The organism is Kocuria rhizophila (assembly GCF_003667225.1).
Lineage (GTDB): Bacteria > Actinomycetota > Actinomycetes > Actinomycetales > Micrococcaceae > Kocuria > Kocuria rhizophila.
In genome coordinates this window covers 1-15080 of sequence record NZ_RCOM01000018.1, presented here as the reverse complement: position 1 = coordinate 15080, position 15080 = coordinate 1, and the positions used below count along the sequence as shown (strand labels likewise).

Annotated in this window: 14 protein-coding genes; 11 read left to right on the top strand and 3 right to left on the bottom strand. The window is 70.6% G+C overall.

Going from position 1 to position 15080, the window contains the following annotated elements; genetic code table 11:
- Positions 1-72 precede the first annotated feature (72 nt).
- From D9R02_RS04525 to D9R02_RS04515, 3 genes are all read right to left on the bottom strand, one after another.
- Complete coding sequence (locus tag D9R02_RS04525; protein ID WP_019310634.1) at positions 73-408, bottom strand: RNA polymerase-binding protein RbpA; 336 nt, start codon at positions 406-408, stop codon at positions 73-75.
- A 111-nt stretch (positions 409-519) separates the two neighbouring features.
- The gene (locus D9R02_RS04520) at positions 520-1704 is read right to left on the bottom strand and encodes an SPFH domain-containing protein (protein WP_082019265.1); all 1185 of its coding nucleotides are present in this window, start codon (positions 1702-1704) and stop codon (positions 520-522) included.
- Between the two features lie 85 nt (positions 1705-1789).
- Positions 1790-2284: an NfeD family protein gene (locus D9R02_RS04515; protein WP_121566424.1), complete on the bottom strand. Its 495-nt coding sequence runs from the start codon at positions 2282-2284 to the stop codon at positions 1790-1792.
- A 326-nt stretch (positions 2285-2610) separates the two neighbouring features.
- Between D9R02_RS04515 and D9R02_RS04510 the strand changes: the two genes are divergently transcribed.
- The 11 genes from D9R02_RS04510 to secD all read left to right on the top strand — a co-directional run.
- Positions 2611-3540: a PRC and DUF2382 domain-containing protein gene (locus D9R02_RS04510; protein WP_121566423.1), complete on the top strand. Its 930-nt coding sequence runs from the start codon at positions 2611-2613 to the stop codon at positions 3538-3540.
- Between the two features lie 254 nt (positions 3541-3794).
- Positions 3795-5927 carry a threonine--tRNA ligase gene (thrS, locus tag D9R02_RS04505; RefSeq protein ID WP_121566422.1) on the top strand — a complete coding sequence of 711 codons (2133 nt, stop codon included), beginning with the start codon at positions 3795-3797 and terminating at the stop codon, positions 5925-5927.
- Positions 5924-6499, top strand: a complete 576-nt coding sequence (locus D9R02_RS04500; RefSeq protein ID WP_121566421.1) for an HIT family protein — start codon at positions 5924-5926, stop codon at positions 6497-6499. Before thrS ends, D9R02_RS04500 begins: the two co-directional genes overlap by 4 nt.
- A gap of 79 nt (positions 6500-6578) precedes the next feature.
- Entirely contained in the window at positions 6579-7892 is a 1314-nt protein-coding gene (locus D9R02_RS04495; protein WP_019309311.1) for a Mur ligase family protein, read from the top strand.
- Positions 7893-7901: 9 nt separating this feature from the next.
- Positions 7902-8633 (top strand): type 1 glutamine amidotransferase, encoded by a 732-nt coding sequence (locus D9R02_RS04490; RefSeq protein ID WP_039101124.1) that lies wholly within the window; start codon positions 7902-7904, stop codon positions 8631-8633.
- Positions 8634-9026: 393 nt separating this feature from the next.
- The gene (locus D9R02_RS04485) at positions 9027-9788 is read left to right on the top strand and encodes a YebC/PmpR family DNA-binding transcriptional regulator (protein WP_039101125.1); all 762 of its coding nucleotides are present in this window, start codon (positions 9027-9029) and stop codon (positions 9786-9788) included.
- A 4-nt stretch (positions 9789-9792) separates the two neighbouring features.
- Positions 9793-10473 (top strand): crossover junction endodeoxyribonuclease RuvC, encoded by a 681-nt coding sequence (gene ruvC, locus D9R02_RS04480; protein WP_039101127.1) that lies wholly within the window; start codon positions 9793-9795, stop codon positions 10471-10473.
- A 294-nt stretch (positions 10474-10767) separates the two neighbouring features.
- Positions 10768-11409 carry a Holliday junction branch migration protein RuvA gene (gene ruvA, locus D9R02_RS04475; RefSeq protein WP_121566420.1) on the top strand — a complete coding sequence of 214 codons (642 nt, stop codon included), beginning with the start codon at positions 10768-10770 and terminating at the stop codon, positions 11407-11409.
- Between the two features lie 2 nt (positions 11410-11411).
- Positions 11412-12512 (top strand): Holliday junction branch migration DNA helicase RuvB, encoded by a 1101-nt coding sequence (gene ruvB / locus D9R02_RS04470; RefSeq protein ID WP_121566419.1) that lies wholly within the window; start codon positions 11412-11414, stop codon positions 12510-12512.
- Between the two features lie 112 nt (positions 12513-12624).
- Entirely contained in the window at positions 12625-13167 is a 543-nt protein-coding gene (locus tag D9R02_RS12250; protein WP_259463905.1) for a preprotein translocase subunit YajC, read from the top strand.
- A gap of 94 nt (positions 13168-13261) precedes the next feature.
- Positions 13262-15080 (top strand): protein translocase subunit SecD (secD, locus tag D9R02_RS04460; RefSeq protein ID WP_183085947.1); only part of this gene is annotated, 1819 nt, incomplete at its 3' end.

Below are 15080 nucleotides of genomic sequence, written 5' to 3'. Positions count from 1 at the left end.
CACCGTGGGGTGGCACGGATGACTGTGGCCCCCGTCGGAGGACGGGGGCCACAGTCGTGCACGGGGGTCGGATCAGAGCGCGTGCTGCTCCTTGTAGAACTCCAGGCGCTGCTGGAGCGTCTCCTCCAGCTCCTCCACGCTGCGGCGCTCGAGCAGCATGTCCCAGTGCGAGCGCTGGTGCTTCTCGTTGGGGTTCTCCGGCTTCTCACCGTTGACCAGGATGGCCTCCTGGCCGGTCTTGGTGGTCCACACCGGCGGGATCTCGGCCTCCGCGGCGAACATCACGGAGACGGACTCGCCGTCCGCCGTGCGGTACTCCACGCGCTGGCGCGGGGCGGGCTCCACACCGGCCTCGGTCTCCATGGACTGGGAACCCAGGCGCATGCCTCGTAGGCTGCGATCACTCACGCAACGATCCTTCCTGACGAACGGACACTCGACCGGCTGAGACCTCCGCGAGCACGGAGTTCCGGGGCCGGACCGACTTCTTCACGAGCCACAACCGCTCGAACCCGCGATTCATTCCCCGGCGCGCGGACCCTCGGGGGATTCGGGCTGCGGGTGGCGGGCCGTGGAACCCGGCTGCTGGTTCGACGGGGAGTCGGAGGCCGGGGTCTCACCCACGTGCGGGTCCCGTGCCTGCTCGGCAATGGGGGAGGAGTAGCGGGAGTCGGGCATCTCGAACTCACTGGGGTCGGTGAGGGTGAGATCGGGCTCGAGGTCCTCCTCCGTCACCTTCACCGTCTCGTGCGCGACGATCGGCTCGTCCTGCTGCATGCGGCGGGCGGCCGCGTCCTCTTCCTCCCACGCGTCGTCCTCGGGGGAGTCCGAGGCGCCCGGGTTGAGGTAGGAGCCCACGCCCCGCAGTGCGGTGCTGAGCTCGGCGGGGATCATCCAGACCTTGTTGGCCGTGCCCTCGGCCACCTTGGGCAGCGTCTGGATGTACTGGTAGGCCAGAAGCTTCTGCGTGGGCTTGGCACGGTGGATCGAGTCGAACACCTTGGCGATGGCCTGGGCCTCGCCGTCCGCGCGCAGGATGGCGGCCTTTGCGTCACCCTCGGCGGAGAGGACGGCGGCCTGGCGCTCACCCTCGGCGGTGAGGATCTGGGACTGCTTCTCGCCCTCGGCCGTGAGGATCGCGGCGCGGCGGTCGCGTTCGGCGCGCATCTGCTTCTCCATGGAGTCCTGGATGGACGGTGGGGGAGTGATCTCCTTGATGTCCACGCGGGAGATCCTGATGCCCCAGCGCCCCGTGGTGGAGTCCAGGACCCCGCGCAGCTCGGCGTTGATCTTGTCGCGGGAGGTCAGGGTCTCCTCGAGGTTCAGCCCGCCCACCACGTTGCGCAGGGTGGCGCTGGTGAGCTCGTCCACGGCCTGGATGTAGTTGGTGATCTCGTAGGTGGCGGCCCGCGGATCGGTGACCTGGAAGTACACGACCGTGTCGATCCCCACCACCAGGTTGTCCTCGGTGATCACGGACTGCGCCGGGAACGGCACCACCTGCTCGCGCAGGTCGATCAGGGGCAGAAGCCGGTCGATGAACGGGATCAGGAAGTGCAGTCCCGGGTTGAGGGTGGACTGGTACTTACCCAGCCGCTCCACGATGCCGGCGCGGGACTGCGGAACGATCCGCACCGCCTTGATGAGGGCGATGACCGCGGCGAGCACCACCACGATCAGCAGGATGAGGATGACGATTGACATGACGTCCTTTCGGTGGGGGCTCGAGTGTCTCGGCGGGGGGCGCGTCCGTGAGTGCTGCGCGCTCACGGTCTGCCGTGGTCGGGGCCTAGCGGTGGGTGCCGCGCCCGCCGTCGGTGCCCGGTGCGTGGGCCGGGGCTACGTCGGAGACCACGGCGGTGGCGCCGTCGATGCGGTGGACGAACACTTCGCGGCCCTCCGGCAGGGCCGCTCCCGCGGACGATCGGGCCGTCCAGACGTCCCCCTCCAGCCGGACCAGCCCGCTGTGCTGGGTCACGGGCTCGAGCACGGTGGCCGGCAGCCCGACGAGCCGGTCCGTGTTGGAGCGCGTGGTGGGCGTGGACCGGTTGAGGCGGCGCAGGGCGATCGGGCGGATCACGAAGATGAGCAGCACCGAGACGACCGCGAAGAGCACCACCTGCACAGTGAAGCTGTCCACCACGAGACTCACGCCGGCGGTGACGAGCGCCGCGAGGGACATCATGAGGAACAGGAAGTCCAGGGTGAGCATCTCGATGGCCGCCAGGGCCAGCATGATGATCAGCCAGAAGATCCAAGGATTGGTGACCAGTGCATCCCACACGTCGGAGCTCCGTCCTCTGTTGTGCTGCCGTTTCCGTGTGAATCGCCCGAACGGTTCCGGGGAACTCACAGCGGTTGGTCCTGCCCATTGTGCCCCACGCCACCCCGGCGACCCCGCAGGCGACGCCCTTCCGGTGCGACCACCACAGGTGCGCCGCGCGCGCGGTCACCGGCGCGCCGGTTTTTCCGTGAGAGAAATTGGTAGCGCAGTGTGCTGATGGCCGTAATATGTGTCACGAAGCCAGACCGCACACCCACTGCGGGTGCGGCGGCCTCCGGTGCACAACCCGTGCGCCGGCAGCAGAGACTTACTGAGGAGTTAATGCGATGTCCACGTTCGACGTGAATGCAATTCTGTCCAGCACGGCCTACGGCTCCGACGGCGACAAGATCGGCAAGGTCGAGCAGGTGTTCCTGGACGACAACTCCGGCGAGCCCACCTTCCTGACCGTGAACACCGGTCTGTTCGGTGCCAAGGAGAACTTCGTTCCCGTGAAGGGCGCCCGTCAGGACGGCGACCGCGTGGTTCTTCCCTACACCAAGGACGTCATCAAGGACGCTCCGAAGGTCGACGCGGACCAGCACCTGTCCCCCGCCGAGGAGGAGGAGCTGTACCGCTACTACGAGATGAACTACGACGACGGCCGCACCGCGGGCGCCGATCGTGACCGCAACGCCGCCGCTGGCACCGCTGGTGTGGCCGGCGCCGCCGCCGGTGACCGTCACGCGAACGCCGACCGCGACGTCGCCGACCGTGACCGTCTCGCCGCGGACCGTGACCGCGACCTCACCGACCGCGACCGCGCCGGTGTGGACCAGGACCGCCACGTGGCCGCCGGTGAGAACGCCTCCGTGACCCGTCACGAGGAGCGCCTCAACGTGGGCACCCAGGAGCGCGAGGCCGGCCACGCCCGCCTGCGCAAGTACGTCGTGACCGACCACGAGACGGTCGACGTCCCGGTCGAGCGCGAAGAGGTCACCGTGGAGCGCACCCCGCTCAACGGCACCGAGGCCCACGCGGGCACCGGCCGGATCGGCGAGGAAGAGGTGGACGTGACTCTGCACGAGGAGCGCCCCGTCGTCGAGAAGGAAGCCGTGGCCGTCGAGGAGGTCGGGCTGAACAAGCAGACCGTCCGCGAGACCCAGCGCGTGGAGGCCGACGTCCAGAAGGAACAGGTCGACGTGGAGTCCGATGTCGATCGTGACGGCCTGGGCCGTGACGACCTCGGCCGCAACGGCGAGGCTCCCCGCCGCTGAAGCCGTCCACGCGAGTGACCTCGCGTGAACACTGAAGGGTGTGCCCCGGGCTCCGGCTCGAGGCACACCCTTCGTCGTGCCCAGGGTGCCAGCGCGTGAGCGGACTCACGATCCGTCCGCAGGGCGCGCCGTCCCGTGCCGTCCGCGGCAGGTGGACGGTAGCATCGGGGAGGTCACGGGCGTGCACGGCACGTCCGCGGAACGCGCGCCCCCGGTACGGGCGGGCACACACAGAACTGACGAGGAGACACACCATGACGGATGCCCCAGCACTGCAGCTCACCGTGGACGGCGAGGCCCGCACCACGGAGCCGGGCACCACTGCCGCCGAGCTCTACGCCGAGCAGCGGGACGTGGTGGTGGCGCACGTCAACGGTGTCCTCAAGGACCTGTCCACGCCCCTGCAGGACGGGGACGTCGTGGAACGGGTGCTCGTGAGTGATCCCGAAGGGCTCGAGGTGCTGCGCCACTCCACAGCGCACGTGATGGCGCAGGCGGTGCAAGAGCTGCGTCCGGACGCCAAGCTGGGCATCGGCCCGTACATCACGGACGGCTTCTACTTCGACTTCGACGTCGCGGAGCCGTTCACTCCCGAGGACCTCAAGCAGCTCGAGAAGTCGATGCTGAAGATCGTCAACAGGAACCAGATCTTCCGCCGCCGCACGGTCACGGAGGACGAGGCGCGCGCGGAGATGGCCGACGAGCCCTACAAGCTCGAGCTCATCGACCTGGCCGGAGGGCCGGGCTCCGGTGCCGTGGAGGAGTCCGCCGAGGGTGCGTCCGTGGAGGTGGGCGGTGGCGAGCTCACGGTCTACGACAACGTGGACCGCAAGAGCGGGGACGTGGTGTGGCGCGACCTCTGCCGCGGCCCGCACCTGCCGGACACCAAGCACATCGGCAACGGCTACGCGCTCATGCGTTCCGCCGCCGCGTACTGGCGCGGCAACCAGGAGAACCAGCAGCTGCAGCGGATCTACGGCACGGCCTGGCCCTCCAAGGACGAGTTGAAGGCCTACAAGGAGCGTCTGGCCGAGGCCGAGCGCCGCGACCACCGCAAGCTGGGCGTCGAGCTGGACCTCTTCTCCTTCCCGGACGAACTGGGCTCCGGTCTGCCCGTGTTCCATCCCAAGGGCGGGATCATCCGCAAGGAGATGGAGGACTACTCGCGCGAGCGCCACGCGCGTGCCGGGTACGAGTTCGTCTACACCCCGCACATCACCAAGGGCCACCTGTACGAAGTCTCCGGGCACCTGGACTGGTACCGCGACGGGATGTTCCCTCCCATGCACGTGGACGAGGAGCGGGACCCGGAGACGGGTGAGCTGACCAAGCCGGGTCAGGACTACTACCTCAAGCCCATGAACTGCCCTATGCACAACCTGATCTTCCGCTCCCGCGGGCGGTCCTACCGGGAGCTGCCGCTGCGGCTGTTCGAGTTCGGCGCGGTGTACCGCTACGAGAAGTCCGGGGTGATCCACGGACTCACGCGCGTGCGCGGCATGACCCAGGACGACGCCCACATCTACTGCACCCGCGAGCAGATGAAGGGCGAGCTGACGAACACCCTGAACTTCGTGCTGTCCCTGCTCAAGGATTACGGCATGGAGGACTTCTACCTGGAGCTCTCCACCAAGGACCCGAACAAGTTCGTGGGCTCGGACGAGATCTGGGACGAGGCCACCCGCACGCTGCGGGAGGTGGCGCAGGACTCCGGGCTGGAGCTGGTTCCTGACCCTGCGGGCGCCGCGTTCTACGGTCCCAAGATCTCCGTGCAGGCCCGGGACGCGATCGGGCGCACGTGGCAGATGTCCACCATCCAGCTGGACTTCAACCTGCCGGAGCGCTTCGACCTGGAGTACCAGGCCTCGGACGGCACCCGGCAGCGCCCGGTGATGATCCACCGAGCACTGTTCGGCTCCGTGGAGCGGTTCATGGGCGTGCTCACGGAGCACTACGCGGGCGCGTTCCCGGCGTGGCTGGCTCCCGTGCAGGTGCGCGCCATCCCCGTGGCCGAGGCGTTCAACGACTACCTGGACGAGTTCGCCCAGTCCCTGCGCGAGCGCGGGATCCGGGTGGAGGTGGACACCTCCTCCGACCGCTTCCCCAAGAAGATCCGCACGGCGTCCAAGGACAAGATCCCGTTCGTGGTCATCGCCGGCGGCGAGGACGCCGAGGCGGGCACCGTGTCGTTCCGCTTCCGCGACGGCTCCCAGCACAACGGCGTGAGCCGGGCGGAGGCCGTGGAGCTCATTGCCCGCCACGTGGCCTCACGCGCCAACGAGGATCCGACGGCCCCGGCCGAGGAGGTCGAGGTGGGCGCCGCCGTGGTCGAGGAGCCGACCACGGCGGCGTCGTCGGAGCAGACCCGGGCGCCGGAGCAGCCGTGACCGGGCGGAGCGCCGCGGCGCCGGACGGGGACGGTGTGGTCCGGGACGAGTTCGAGGTCCCGGGGGTTCCGGACAGCTTCCAGCGGCTGTGGACCCCGCACCGGCTCGCGTACGTGCGCGGGGAGGACACCTCGGTGGAGCAGCCGCCGGGGTGCCCGTTCTGCACCGCGCCGCAGCGCTCCGACGAGGACTCCCTGATCGTCCACCGCGGTGAGCACTGCTTCGTGGTGCTCAACCTGTTCCCGTACAACCCCGGCCACGTGCTGGTGTGCCCGTACCGGCACGTGGCGGACCTGGACGAGCTCACGGACGACGAGCTGTGGGAGCTCAACACCCTGACCCGCACGGCAGTGCGCGTGATCCGGGAGGTCGCGAGTCCCGCGGCGTTCAATGTGGGGCTCAACCTGGGCTCCGCCGCGGGCGGGTCGCTCGCCGCCCACCTGCACCAGCACGTGGTGCCCCGGTGGACCGGTGACGCGAACTTCATGCCCGTGCTCGCGCAGACCAAACCGCTGATCCAGACCCTGGGGGCCACGCGCGAGGACATCGCCGCGGCCTGGCCCGGGGACTGACGGCCCGCGGGCCCACCGGTCCGCGACCGCGGGTGCCCGCACACGTTCACCACCCGGGTGCCCGCACCCGCTCACTAGGATGGAGACCATGTCCCGACCTCTCGTACGCGTCCTCGGCCAGGGGGTGCGCTGGGCGTCCAGCCTGCGCGGCGGCGGCTCCGCGTTCCCCGGCCTGTTCATGGAGAAGCTGCACCCCGGCTTCGTGGCCGAGGAGCTCGCCAAGCTGCCCCGCGGCGTGGTGGTGATCAGCGGGACCAACGGCAAGACCACCACCACCAAGATGACCGTGCAGCTGCTGCGCTCCCAGGGCCTGCGCGTGTTCACCAACCGCACGGGCTCCAACTTCGTGCGCGGTGTCGCGGCCTCCCTGCTCGCGGAGATGGACGCGTTCGGCCGTCTGCACGCGGACGTCGCGGTGCTCGAGCTGGACGAGGCCCACGCGGTGCACTTCGTGAAGCAGGTGCAGCCGCGGATCAGCCTGCTGCTCAACGTGATGCGCGACCAGCTGGACCGTTTCGGGGAGATCGACACCACGCGCCGGATGCTGCGCCAGGTGGCCCGCGCCACCACGGAGACCGTGGTGCTCAACCGCGAGGACCCGCGGATCGCGGGGCTCGCCGAGGACCTCTCCGCGGGCACCGCCGTGTCCTGGTTCGGGCTCTCGGACGCGCTGCGCCCCATGTTCCCGTCCGACGACGACATGCGCGAGGGCCTGCGACAGGTGGATCCCGGCGAACAGGACTCCGACGTTCCCTCGGCGCGGCGCCCGGACGCGGACGTCGTGCTGGAAGCCGTCAACGCCCGCAGCGTGGAGCTGGACGTGGGCGGCACGAGCCACGAGGCCACGGTGGACCTCTACGGCGTCTACAACCAGTACAACGCGGCGGCCGCCCTGGCCGTGAGCCTGCAGGTGCTGGGGGACGACGCCGATGTCCCCGCTCTGGTGGCCGAGCTCGGCAACGTGACGCCCGCCTTCGGGCGCGGCGAGACCATCACGGTGGACGGCAAGCCCCTGCAGCTGCTCCTGGTGAAGAACCCCGCGGGCTTCCGGCTGTCGCTGGCATCCGCGTCCGCGCAGGACTACGCGACCATGATCGCGATCAACGACCAGTACGCGGACGGCCGGGACGTCTCTTGGCTGTGGGACGTGGACTTCGACAGCCTCCGGGAGGGCGGGGTGGACCTCGTCTCCGGAGTGCGCGCGTGGGACATGGCCCTGCGGCTGGACTACGACCTCGTGCGCGTGGGCGGGGTGGAACCGGACCTGGAGGACGCGCTGAAGCAGTTCATCGCGCAGTCCGGGGACCGTCCCATGCGCATCTTCTGCACCTACACGGCCATGCTGTCCCTGCGCAAGATCCTGGGCGGCATGACGCACGTGGCCGCCATCTAGGAGAACACCGTGGCTGAGAACACCTCCGGGCCGCTGCGCATCGTGCAGCTCTACCCCCGGGACATGAACATCTACGGCGACTGGGGCAACACCCTGACCCTCAGGCGCCGCGCCGAGCGCTACGGTCTGGACACCGAGATCGTGGACTACGATCCGGGTGATCCGTGGCCCGAGCACGCCGACCTCTTCGTGGGCGGCGGTGGCCAGGACTCGGGGCAGTTCCGCGTGGCCGAGGACCTCGCGGCCGTGGCGCCCCGGCTGCACGAGGCCGTGGAACGCGGCGTGCCCATGCTCGCGATCTGCGGGCTCTACCAGCTCTTCGGCCGCAGCTTCCGCACCGGGGCGGGGGAGACCCTGTCCGGGATCGGGATCTTCGACCTCGAGACGGTGGCGGGCACCGAGCGATTGATCGGCAACATCGTCACCGAGTCCCCGGAGCTGGGCCGGATCGTGGGCTACGAGAACCACTCCGGGCTCACCCGTCTGGGCGCGGGCCAGGAGCCCCTGGCCACGGTCGTCTCGGGCGCCGGCAACAACGGCGAGGACGGCACGGAGGGAGCCCGCACCCACAACGTGCTCGGCAGCTACCTGCACGGCTCCCTGCTGCCCAAGAACCCGCGCGTGGCGGACTTCCTGCTCGGCCAGGCCCTCGCCCTGCGCGGGGAGTCCCTGCCGGAGGTCGGCCCGGACGACACGCTGGCGGAGCGCGCCCGCGAGGTAGCGGCCTCCCGGCCCCGCTGACGGACCGGGGGACGACGACGCCGCTCGCGGCCGCGCCTGCCGTGGCTCGCCCGGCGTGCCCCGGCCGTTCGGCAGGGGGCGGGCGTGCGGCGTGGTCATCCGTGCGTGCCGCGGCGGCCTGCCGAACCGCGGCCACCGGAGGCGCGGCGTCGGCCGCGCGCGGCCCTCATGGGGCGAGCGCGCGGCGTCGTCGACCGTGCCTGTCGCCGCGGCGAACCGTGTCCCCGCACCGGCGGCTCGGCGACCACCGGTGGCGCCGCGAAGTCCCCCTGGACGGTGCGGGTGCGCACCCCGGTGTGACAGGGCACGGGGCGCGCTCGGTATCATGGCAGTCAATCCACCACCGCGTCCGGCCCGAGCACGGCCGGACGCACTCTTTCGAGGAGGTCATCCATGTCAGGTCACTCCAAGTGGGCCACGACCAAGCACAAGAAGGCGGCGATCGACGCCAAGCGCGCCAAGGCGTTCGCCAAGTACATCAAGGGCATCGAGGTCGCGGCGCGCATGGGCGGCGCGGACACCTCCGGCAACCCGGCGCTGGAGCTCGCGGTGTCCAAGGCCAAGAAGAACTCCGTGCCGAACGACAACATCGACCGCGCGATCAAGCGCGGAGCGGGCCTGACCGGCGAGACGATCGACTACACCGAGATCCTCTACGAGGCCCGCGGCCCGCAGGGCACCGCGCTGTACATCGAGTGCCTGACGGACAACAAGAACCGCGCGGCCTCCGAGGTGCGCGTGGCCGTGACCCGTCACGGCGGCACCATGGCGGACTCCGGCTCGGTGGCGTACCTCTTCGAGCGCAAGGGCGTAGTGGAGGTGGCCAAGACGGACGGCCTCACCGAGGACGACGTCCTGATGGCCGTGCTCGACGCCGGCGCGGACGAGGTCCTGGACGAGTCGGACGTGTTCGAGGTGGTCAGTGAGGCCACGGACCTGCCTGCGATCCGCGCGGCGCTGGACGAGGCCGGTCTGGAGTACAACAACGACGACCCCCAGTTCCGGGCCACCATGAGCGTGGACCTGGACGCGGAGGGCGCCCGGAAGTTCCTCAAGCTCGCGGACGCGGTCGAGGAGCTGGACGACGTGCAGAACGTCTACTCCAACGCGAACATCCCCGCGGACGTGATGGCCCAGCTCGAGGACGACGAGTAGGCCCGTGGCCCGTCCGCAGGCGGCAGGCTCCCAGCGCGTGCTCGCGGTGGACCCCGGACTCACCCGGTGCGGATTCGCCGTGGTGGACATGTCCGCCCAGCGCACGGGCACGTTCGTGCACGTTCAGGTGAGCGGCTCGCGCGCCCACGAGGCGCTCGAGCACCGCGTGCTGACCATCATGGAGGCCGCGGACGAGCTCATGGAGCGCTTCCGCCCGGACGTGGTGGCGGTGGAGCGCGTGTTCGCGCAGAACAACGCGCCCACGGTCGTGGGCACCGCCCAGGCCACCGGCGTGGTCATCGCGGCGGCGGCCCGGCGCGGCATCCCGGTCGCGTGGCACACCCCCTCCGAGGTCAAGGCAGCGGTCACCGGGGACGGCTCCGCGGACAAGGAGTCCGTGAACCGGATGGTCGTGCGCATCCTGAAACTGGACGCCCCGCCCCGTCCGGCCGACGCCGCGGACGCGCTCGCGCTGGCCGTGTGCCACGGCTGGCGCGGCGGGGTGGCAGGGATGAACGCGGTGGCGGCCACCTCCACCCACTCCGGGTCCCGTCCGTCACGGTCTACCGGCACCACCGGTACCACCGCGCTGACACCGGCCCAGCAGGCGTGGCGCCGGGCGGAGTCGGCCTCGCGTGCTCCGGGGGCCCGCGGCAGCAGCCCCGCACGGGGCAGACGCGGCTGAGAGGGGCGCGCGGCAGACTCCATCGGTCTATCCGCGGTCGAGCGGGACCGCCGCCGGCTGCACCGTTCTCGCCCGCAACGGTGCCCCACGGGTGGCGGTGGTCCACGCCCCGTTGCACCGTCCCCCCGCTACGGCGCCCCCGTTGGTACAGTGGCCCAGAACCGTTCGCACACGTGTTCGAATCCGACGCGGCACTGGCCGCGCCCGAGCGCCGGGGCAGCCGCCCCCGCACCACCCAGCCCCCGGAACCGGTGGGCGCACGAGACCGGCCCCGGCCGGGAGAGGGGAGCAGCCGTGATTGCCTCGGTGACCGGTGAGGTGGCCTTCGTGGGCGCCACCCTGGCCGTGGTGGAGGTCTCGGGCTTCGGCATCGAGGTCCACGCGAGCCCGCACACCCTGTCCGGTCTGCGGGTGGGAGCCACCACGCGGCTGCACACCGCCTACATCGCCCGCAAGGACGAGGCCCCGCTGCTGTTCGGCTTCGCCCAGGCGGACGAGAAGGAGATCTTCTCGGTCATGCTGGGAGTCTCCGGCGTGGGGCCGCGCACCGCGCTCGCCGCCGTCTCCGTGCTCGGGCCCGACGACGCCCGCCGGGCCATCGCGGCCGGCGACGACAAGGCGTTCACGGCCGTGCCGGGCATCGGGCCGAAGTCCGCGCGGCGGATCGTGCTGGAGCTCGCGGACAAGCTCGTGCTCCCCGAACCTCCCGTGCAGCAGGCCGCCCAGCCGCAGATGCCGGTGTGGCGGGACCAGGTGGTCGATGCCCTCACGGGCCTGGGGTGGAACGAGAAGGACGCCGTCCGCGGCATCGAGGACGCCCTGCAGACCCAGCCCGCGCTCGGTGACTCCGGCAACGTGGCCGAGATCCTGCGCGCCGTCCTGTCCTGGCTCGGTACCTCCAAGGGCACCACGCACGCGCCCACCGGGAGGCGCTGAGCATGGCTGTGGAGGAACGCGGGGCCGCGGGGCGGCAGCGCCTCGTGGGCGCCGAGGGGGACTACGACGACCAGCAGCTGGAGGCGTCGCTGCGGCCGGGCACGCTGGACGACTTCGTGGGGCAGAAGCGTGTGCGCGCGCAGCTCTCGCTGGTGCTCGAGGCGTCCAAGCTGCGAGGGCGCACCGCGGACCATGTGCTGCTCTCCGGTCCGCCGGGTCTGGGCAAGACCACCCTGGCCATGATCATCGCGGAGGAGCTGGAGGTCCCGCTGCGGATCTCCTCGGGTCCCGCCATCCAGCACGCGGGGGACCTCGCGGCCATCCTCTCCTCCCTGACCCACGGGGAGGTGCTCTTCCTGGACGAGATCCACCGGATGTCCCGCCCGGCGGAGGAGATGCTCTACATGGCCATGGAGGACTTCCGCGTGGACATCGTGGTGGGCAAGGGCGCCGGTGCCACCTCCATTCCCCTGGACCTGCCACCGTTCACCCTCGTGGGCGCCACCACCCGTGCCGGTCTGCTGCCCGGGCCCCTGCGGGACCGCTTCGGTTTCACCGGGCACCTGGAGTTCTACTCGGTCCCGGAGCTCGAGCTCGTGCTGCGCCGCTCCGCGGGTCTGCTGGACCTCACCATGACCTCCGAGGCCTTCACGGAAGTGGCTTCGCGCTCGCGCGGCACCCCCCGCATCGCCAACCGGCTGCTGCGCCGCGTGCGGGACTGGGCACTCGTGCACGGTGTGGAGCGCATCGACGCCCGCGCGGCCGGCGCCGCCCTGGACATGTACGAGGTGGACGCCCGCGGACTGGACCGGCTGGACCGCAACGTGCTCTCAGCGCTGGTGGGCAAGTTCAACGGCGGGCCGGTGGGCCTGTCCACCCTGGCCATTGCCGTGGGGGAGGAGACCGAGACCGTGGAGACGGTCGCCGAACCCTTCCTGGTCCGTGAGGGCCTGCTCGGCCGCACGCCCCGGGGCAGGATCGCCATGGCCGCGGCGTGGGAGCACCTGGACCTGGAGGTTCCCGAGCACGCCGCGTTCGAGGATCCCTCCCTGAGGTCCGCGCTCGCCGCAGACCCGTCACCGGGAGATGCATCCAGCGGGTGACCAGATCCATCCCCTAAGCTGGGAGGAATTCGTGTGTGGGCCCGTATCGGCACCGGTGTGTCCCGGGGCCCGTGCACCCGAGTCCCTCATCCCTCGACAGATCGGATTCTCCGTGACCATCCTCGCAGAGACCCAGCAGGCAGCCACCGGCGGCGGGAGTGCCTGGTTTCTTCCCGTCATGCTTCTGGCCATGGTGCTGCTGCTGTGGCTGCCCATGCGGCGACAGAAGAAGGCCCAGGCCGAGATGAAGACCAAGCAGGCCAGCATGGGCCCCGGCACGCAGGTGATGACGAGCTTCGGGCTGTTCGGCACCCTGCACGAGATGGACCGCGAGAACCACAAGGCCGTCCTGGAGATTGCCCCGGGCCAGCTCGTCACCGTCCACTCGCAGACCGTCACCACCGTGGTGGACGAGACCCCGGAGACGGGCGCCGCAGAGCACCACGCCGCCCAGCTCCCCGCCGACGGCTCCACCGCCGCACACGCCGAGCAGGACGCCGTTTCCACTCACGGCACCGCGGCCGATCACGACGCCCCGATGCACGACGACCCGACCCGCGGCTCCGCTCCCACGGTTGACGGCGTGGACCGCACCGAGCCCGGGAACGGGACCGACGCCCGCGGCCGCGGCGAGCACGGCAACCCCACCATCTGACATCCCCCGATGAGAGACGGGCCGAGGACCTCGGCCCGTTTCTCATGTGGTGACCGGCGTGCGCGTCCGGTCACGGTCTCCTCGAAGGACGGCAATGGCAGCACAGAAGAAGAGCTCGGAGACCTCGGAGTCTCCGAAGGCCTCGACGTCATCCCGGCGGCGGCGCAAGGGCTCCGCCGAGGACTCCGGCTCCGCCCGAAAGTCCACGTCGTCACCCCGGACCAGGAAGCCCCGCACCGGGGCCGCTGCGGCGGCGGCCAGGGCCCGCGGGTCCCTCGTGGCGCTGGTGGCGGTCATCGCCCTGCTGGCCGGGCTGCTGGTGTACGGCGTCACGACCGACCGCACCGGCTGGGCCCCCAAACTCGCCCTCGACCTCGAGGGCGGCACGCAGATGGTGCTCACGCCGTCCCTGCAGGGGGAGCAGGCGGGGCAGGAGATCACCCAGGAGCAGCTGGACCAGGCGGTGGAGATCATCCGCCAGCGCGTGGACGGCGCGGGTGTCTCCGAGGCGGAGATCACCACCCAGTCCGGCAACAACATCGTGGTGTCCCTGCCGGGCACGCCGTCCGCGGAGACCCGTGAGCTCATCCAGACCTCGGCGCAGATGGCGTTCCGGCCGGTCATCGTCACGGGCCCGGGGGAGGCCACCCCCAAGGAGCAGCGCACGGACCCCAAGGACGTGCCCAAGGCCAAGTCGGCCCCCGAGAACTCCTCGGACCCCCGCTGGATCACCCCCGAGCTGTTCGCCCAGTACGAAGCCCTCGACTGCAGCGCACCCCAGTCGCAGAAGGACCGGGAGACCCAGCCGCAGGACAAGGCCACCGTGGCGTGCGATCCCCAGGGCAACGCCAAGTACATCCTGGGCCCGGTGGAGATCCCCGGCACGGACATCGAGGACGCCTCCTACGCCCCGGCCACGAACTCGCAGGGCAACGCCACGGGCGGCTACGCGGTGAACCTGCAGTTCAACGAGCAGGGCACCGAGACGTTCAAGCAGCTCTCGGAGCGGCTCTACGGCTACGGCCAGGGCGGCCAGCAGGACCCCCGCTCGCAGTTCGCGATCGTCCTGGACGGCTCGGTGGTCTCCGCGCCCACCATGAACTCCGTGATCTCCGACGGCAAGGCCCAGATCACGGGTGACTTCACCGAGGACGAGGCCAAGTTCCTGTCCGAGCAGCTGAAGTACGGCGCGCTGCCCGTCTCCTTCACGATCGAGTCGGAGCAGCAGGTCTCCGCGACCCTGGGCAGCAACCAGCTGCAGATGGGCATCATTGCCGGTCTGATCGGCCTGGCGCTGGTCTGCATCTACTCGCTGTTCCAGTACCGCTGGCTGGGCCTCGTGACCATCGCCTCGCTCGTGGTGGCCGGTGTCATCACCTACCTCGCCATCACTCTGCTGGGCTGGGGCGCCAACTACCGGCTGTCCCTGGCCGGCGTGGCGGGCCTCGTGGTCGCGATCGGTCAGACGGCGGACTCGTTCATCGTGTACTTCGAGCGCATCCGCGACGAGATCCGGGCCGGGCGCACCATTCCCGCGGCCGTGGACCACGGCTGGCAGCGGGCCCGTCAGACGGTCCTCGCCTCCAAGGCCGTGAACCTGCTGGCCGCGGTGGTGCTGTACTTCGTGGCCGTGGGCAACGTGCGCGGCTTCGCGTTCACCCTGGGCCTGACGGCCATCGCGGACCTCATGGTTGTGTTCCTGTTCACCCACCCCGTGATGGTGCTGCTGGCACGCACCCGGTACTTCGGATCGGGCGCCAAGAACTCGGGGCTGGACCCCGAGGCCCTCGACGCCGTGCCGCTGTACCGCGGCGCCGGCAGGATCCGCACGCCGGAGGACTCGGACGGTCTCACCATCGCCGAACGACGCCGCCGCGCTGCCCAGCAGAGCAGCGGCACGGAGACCGCCGCCC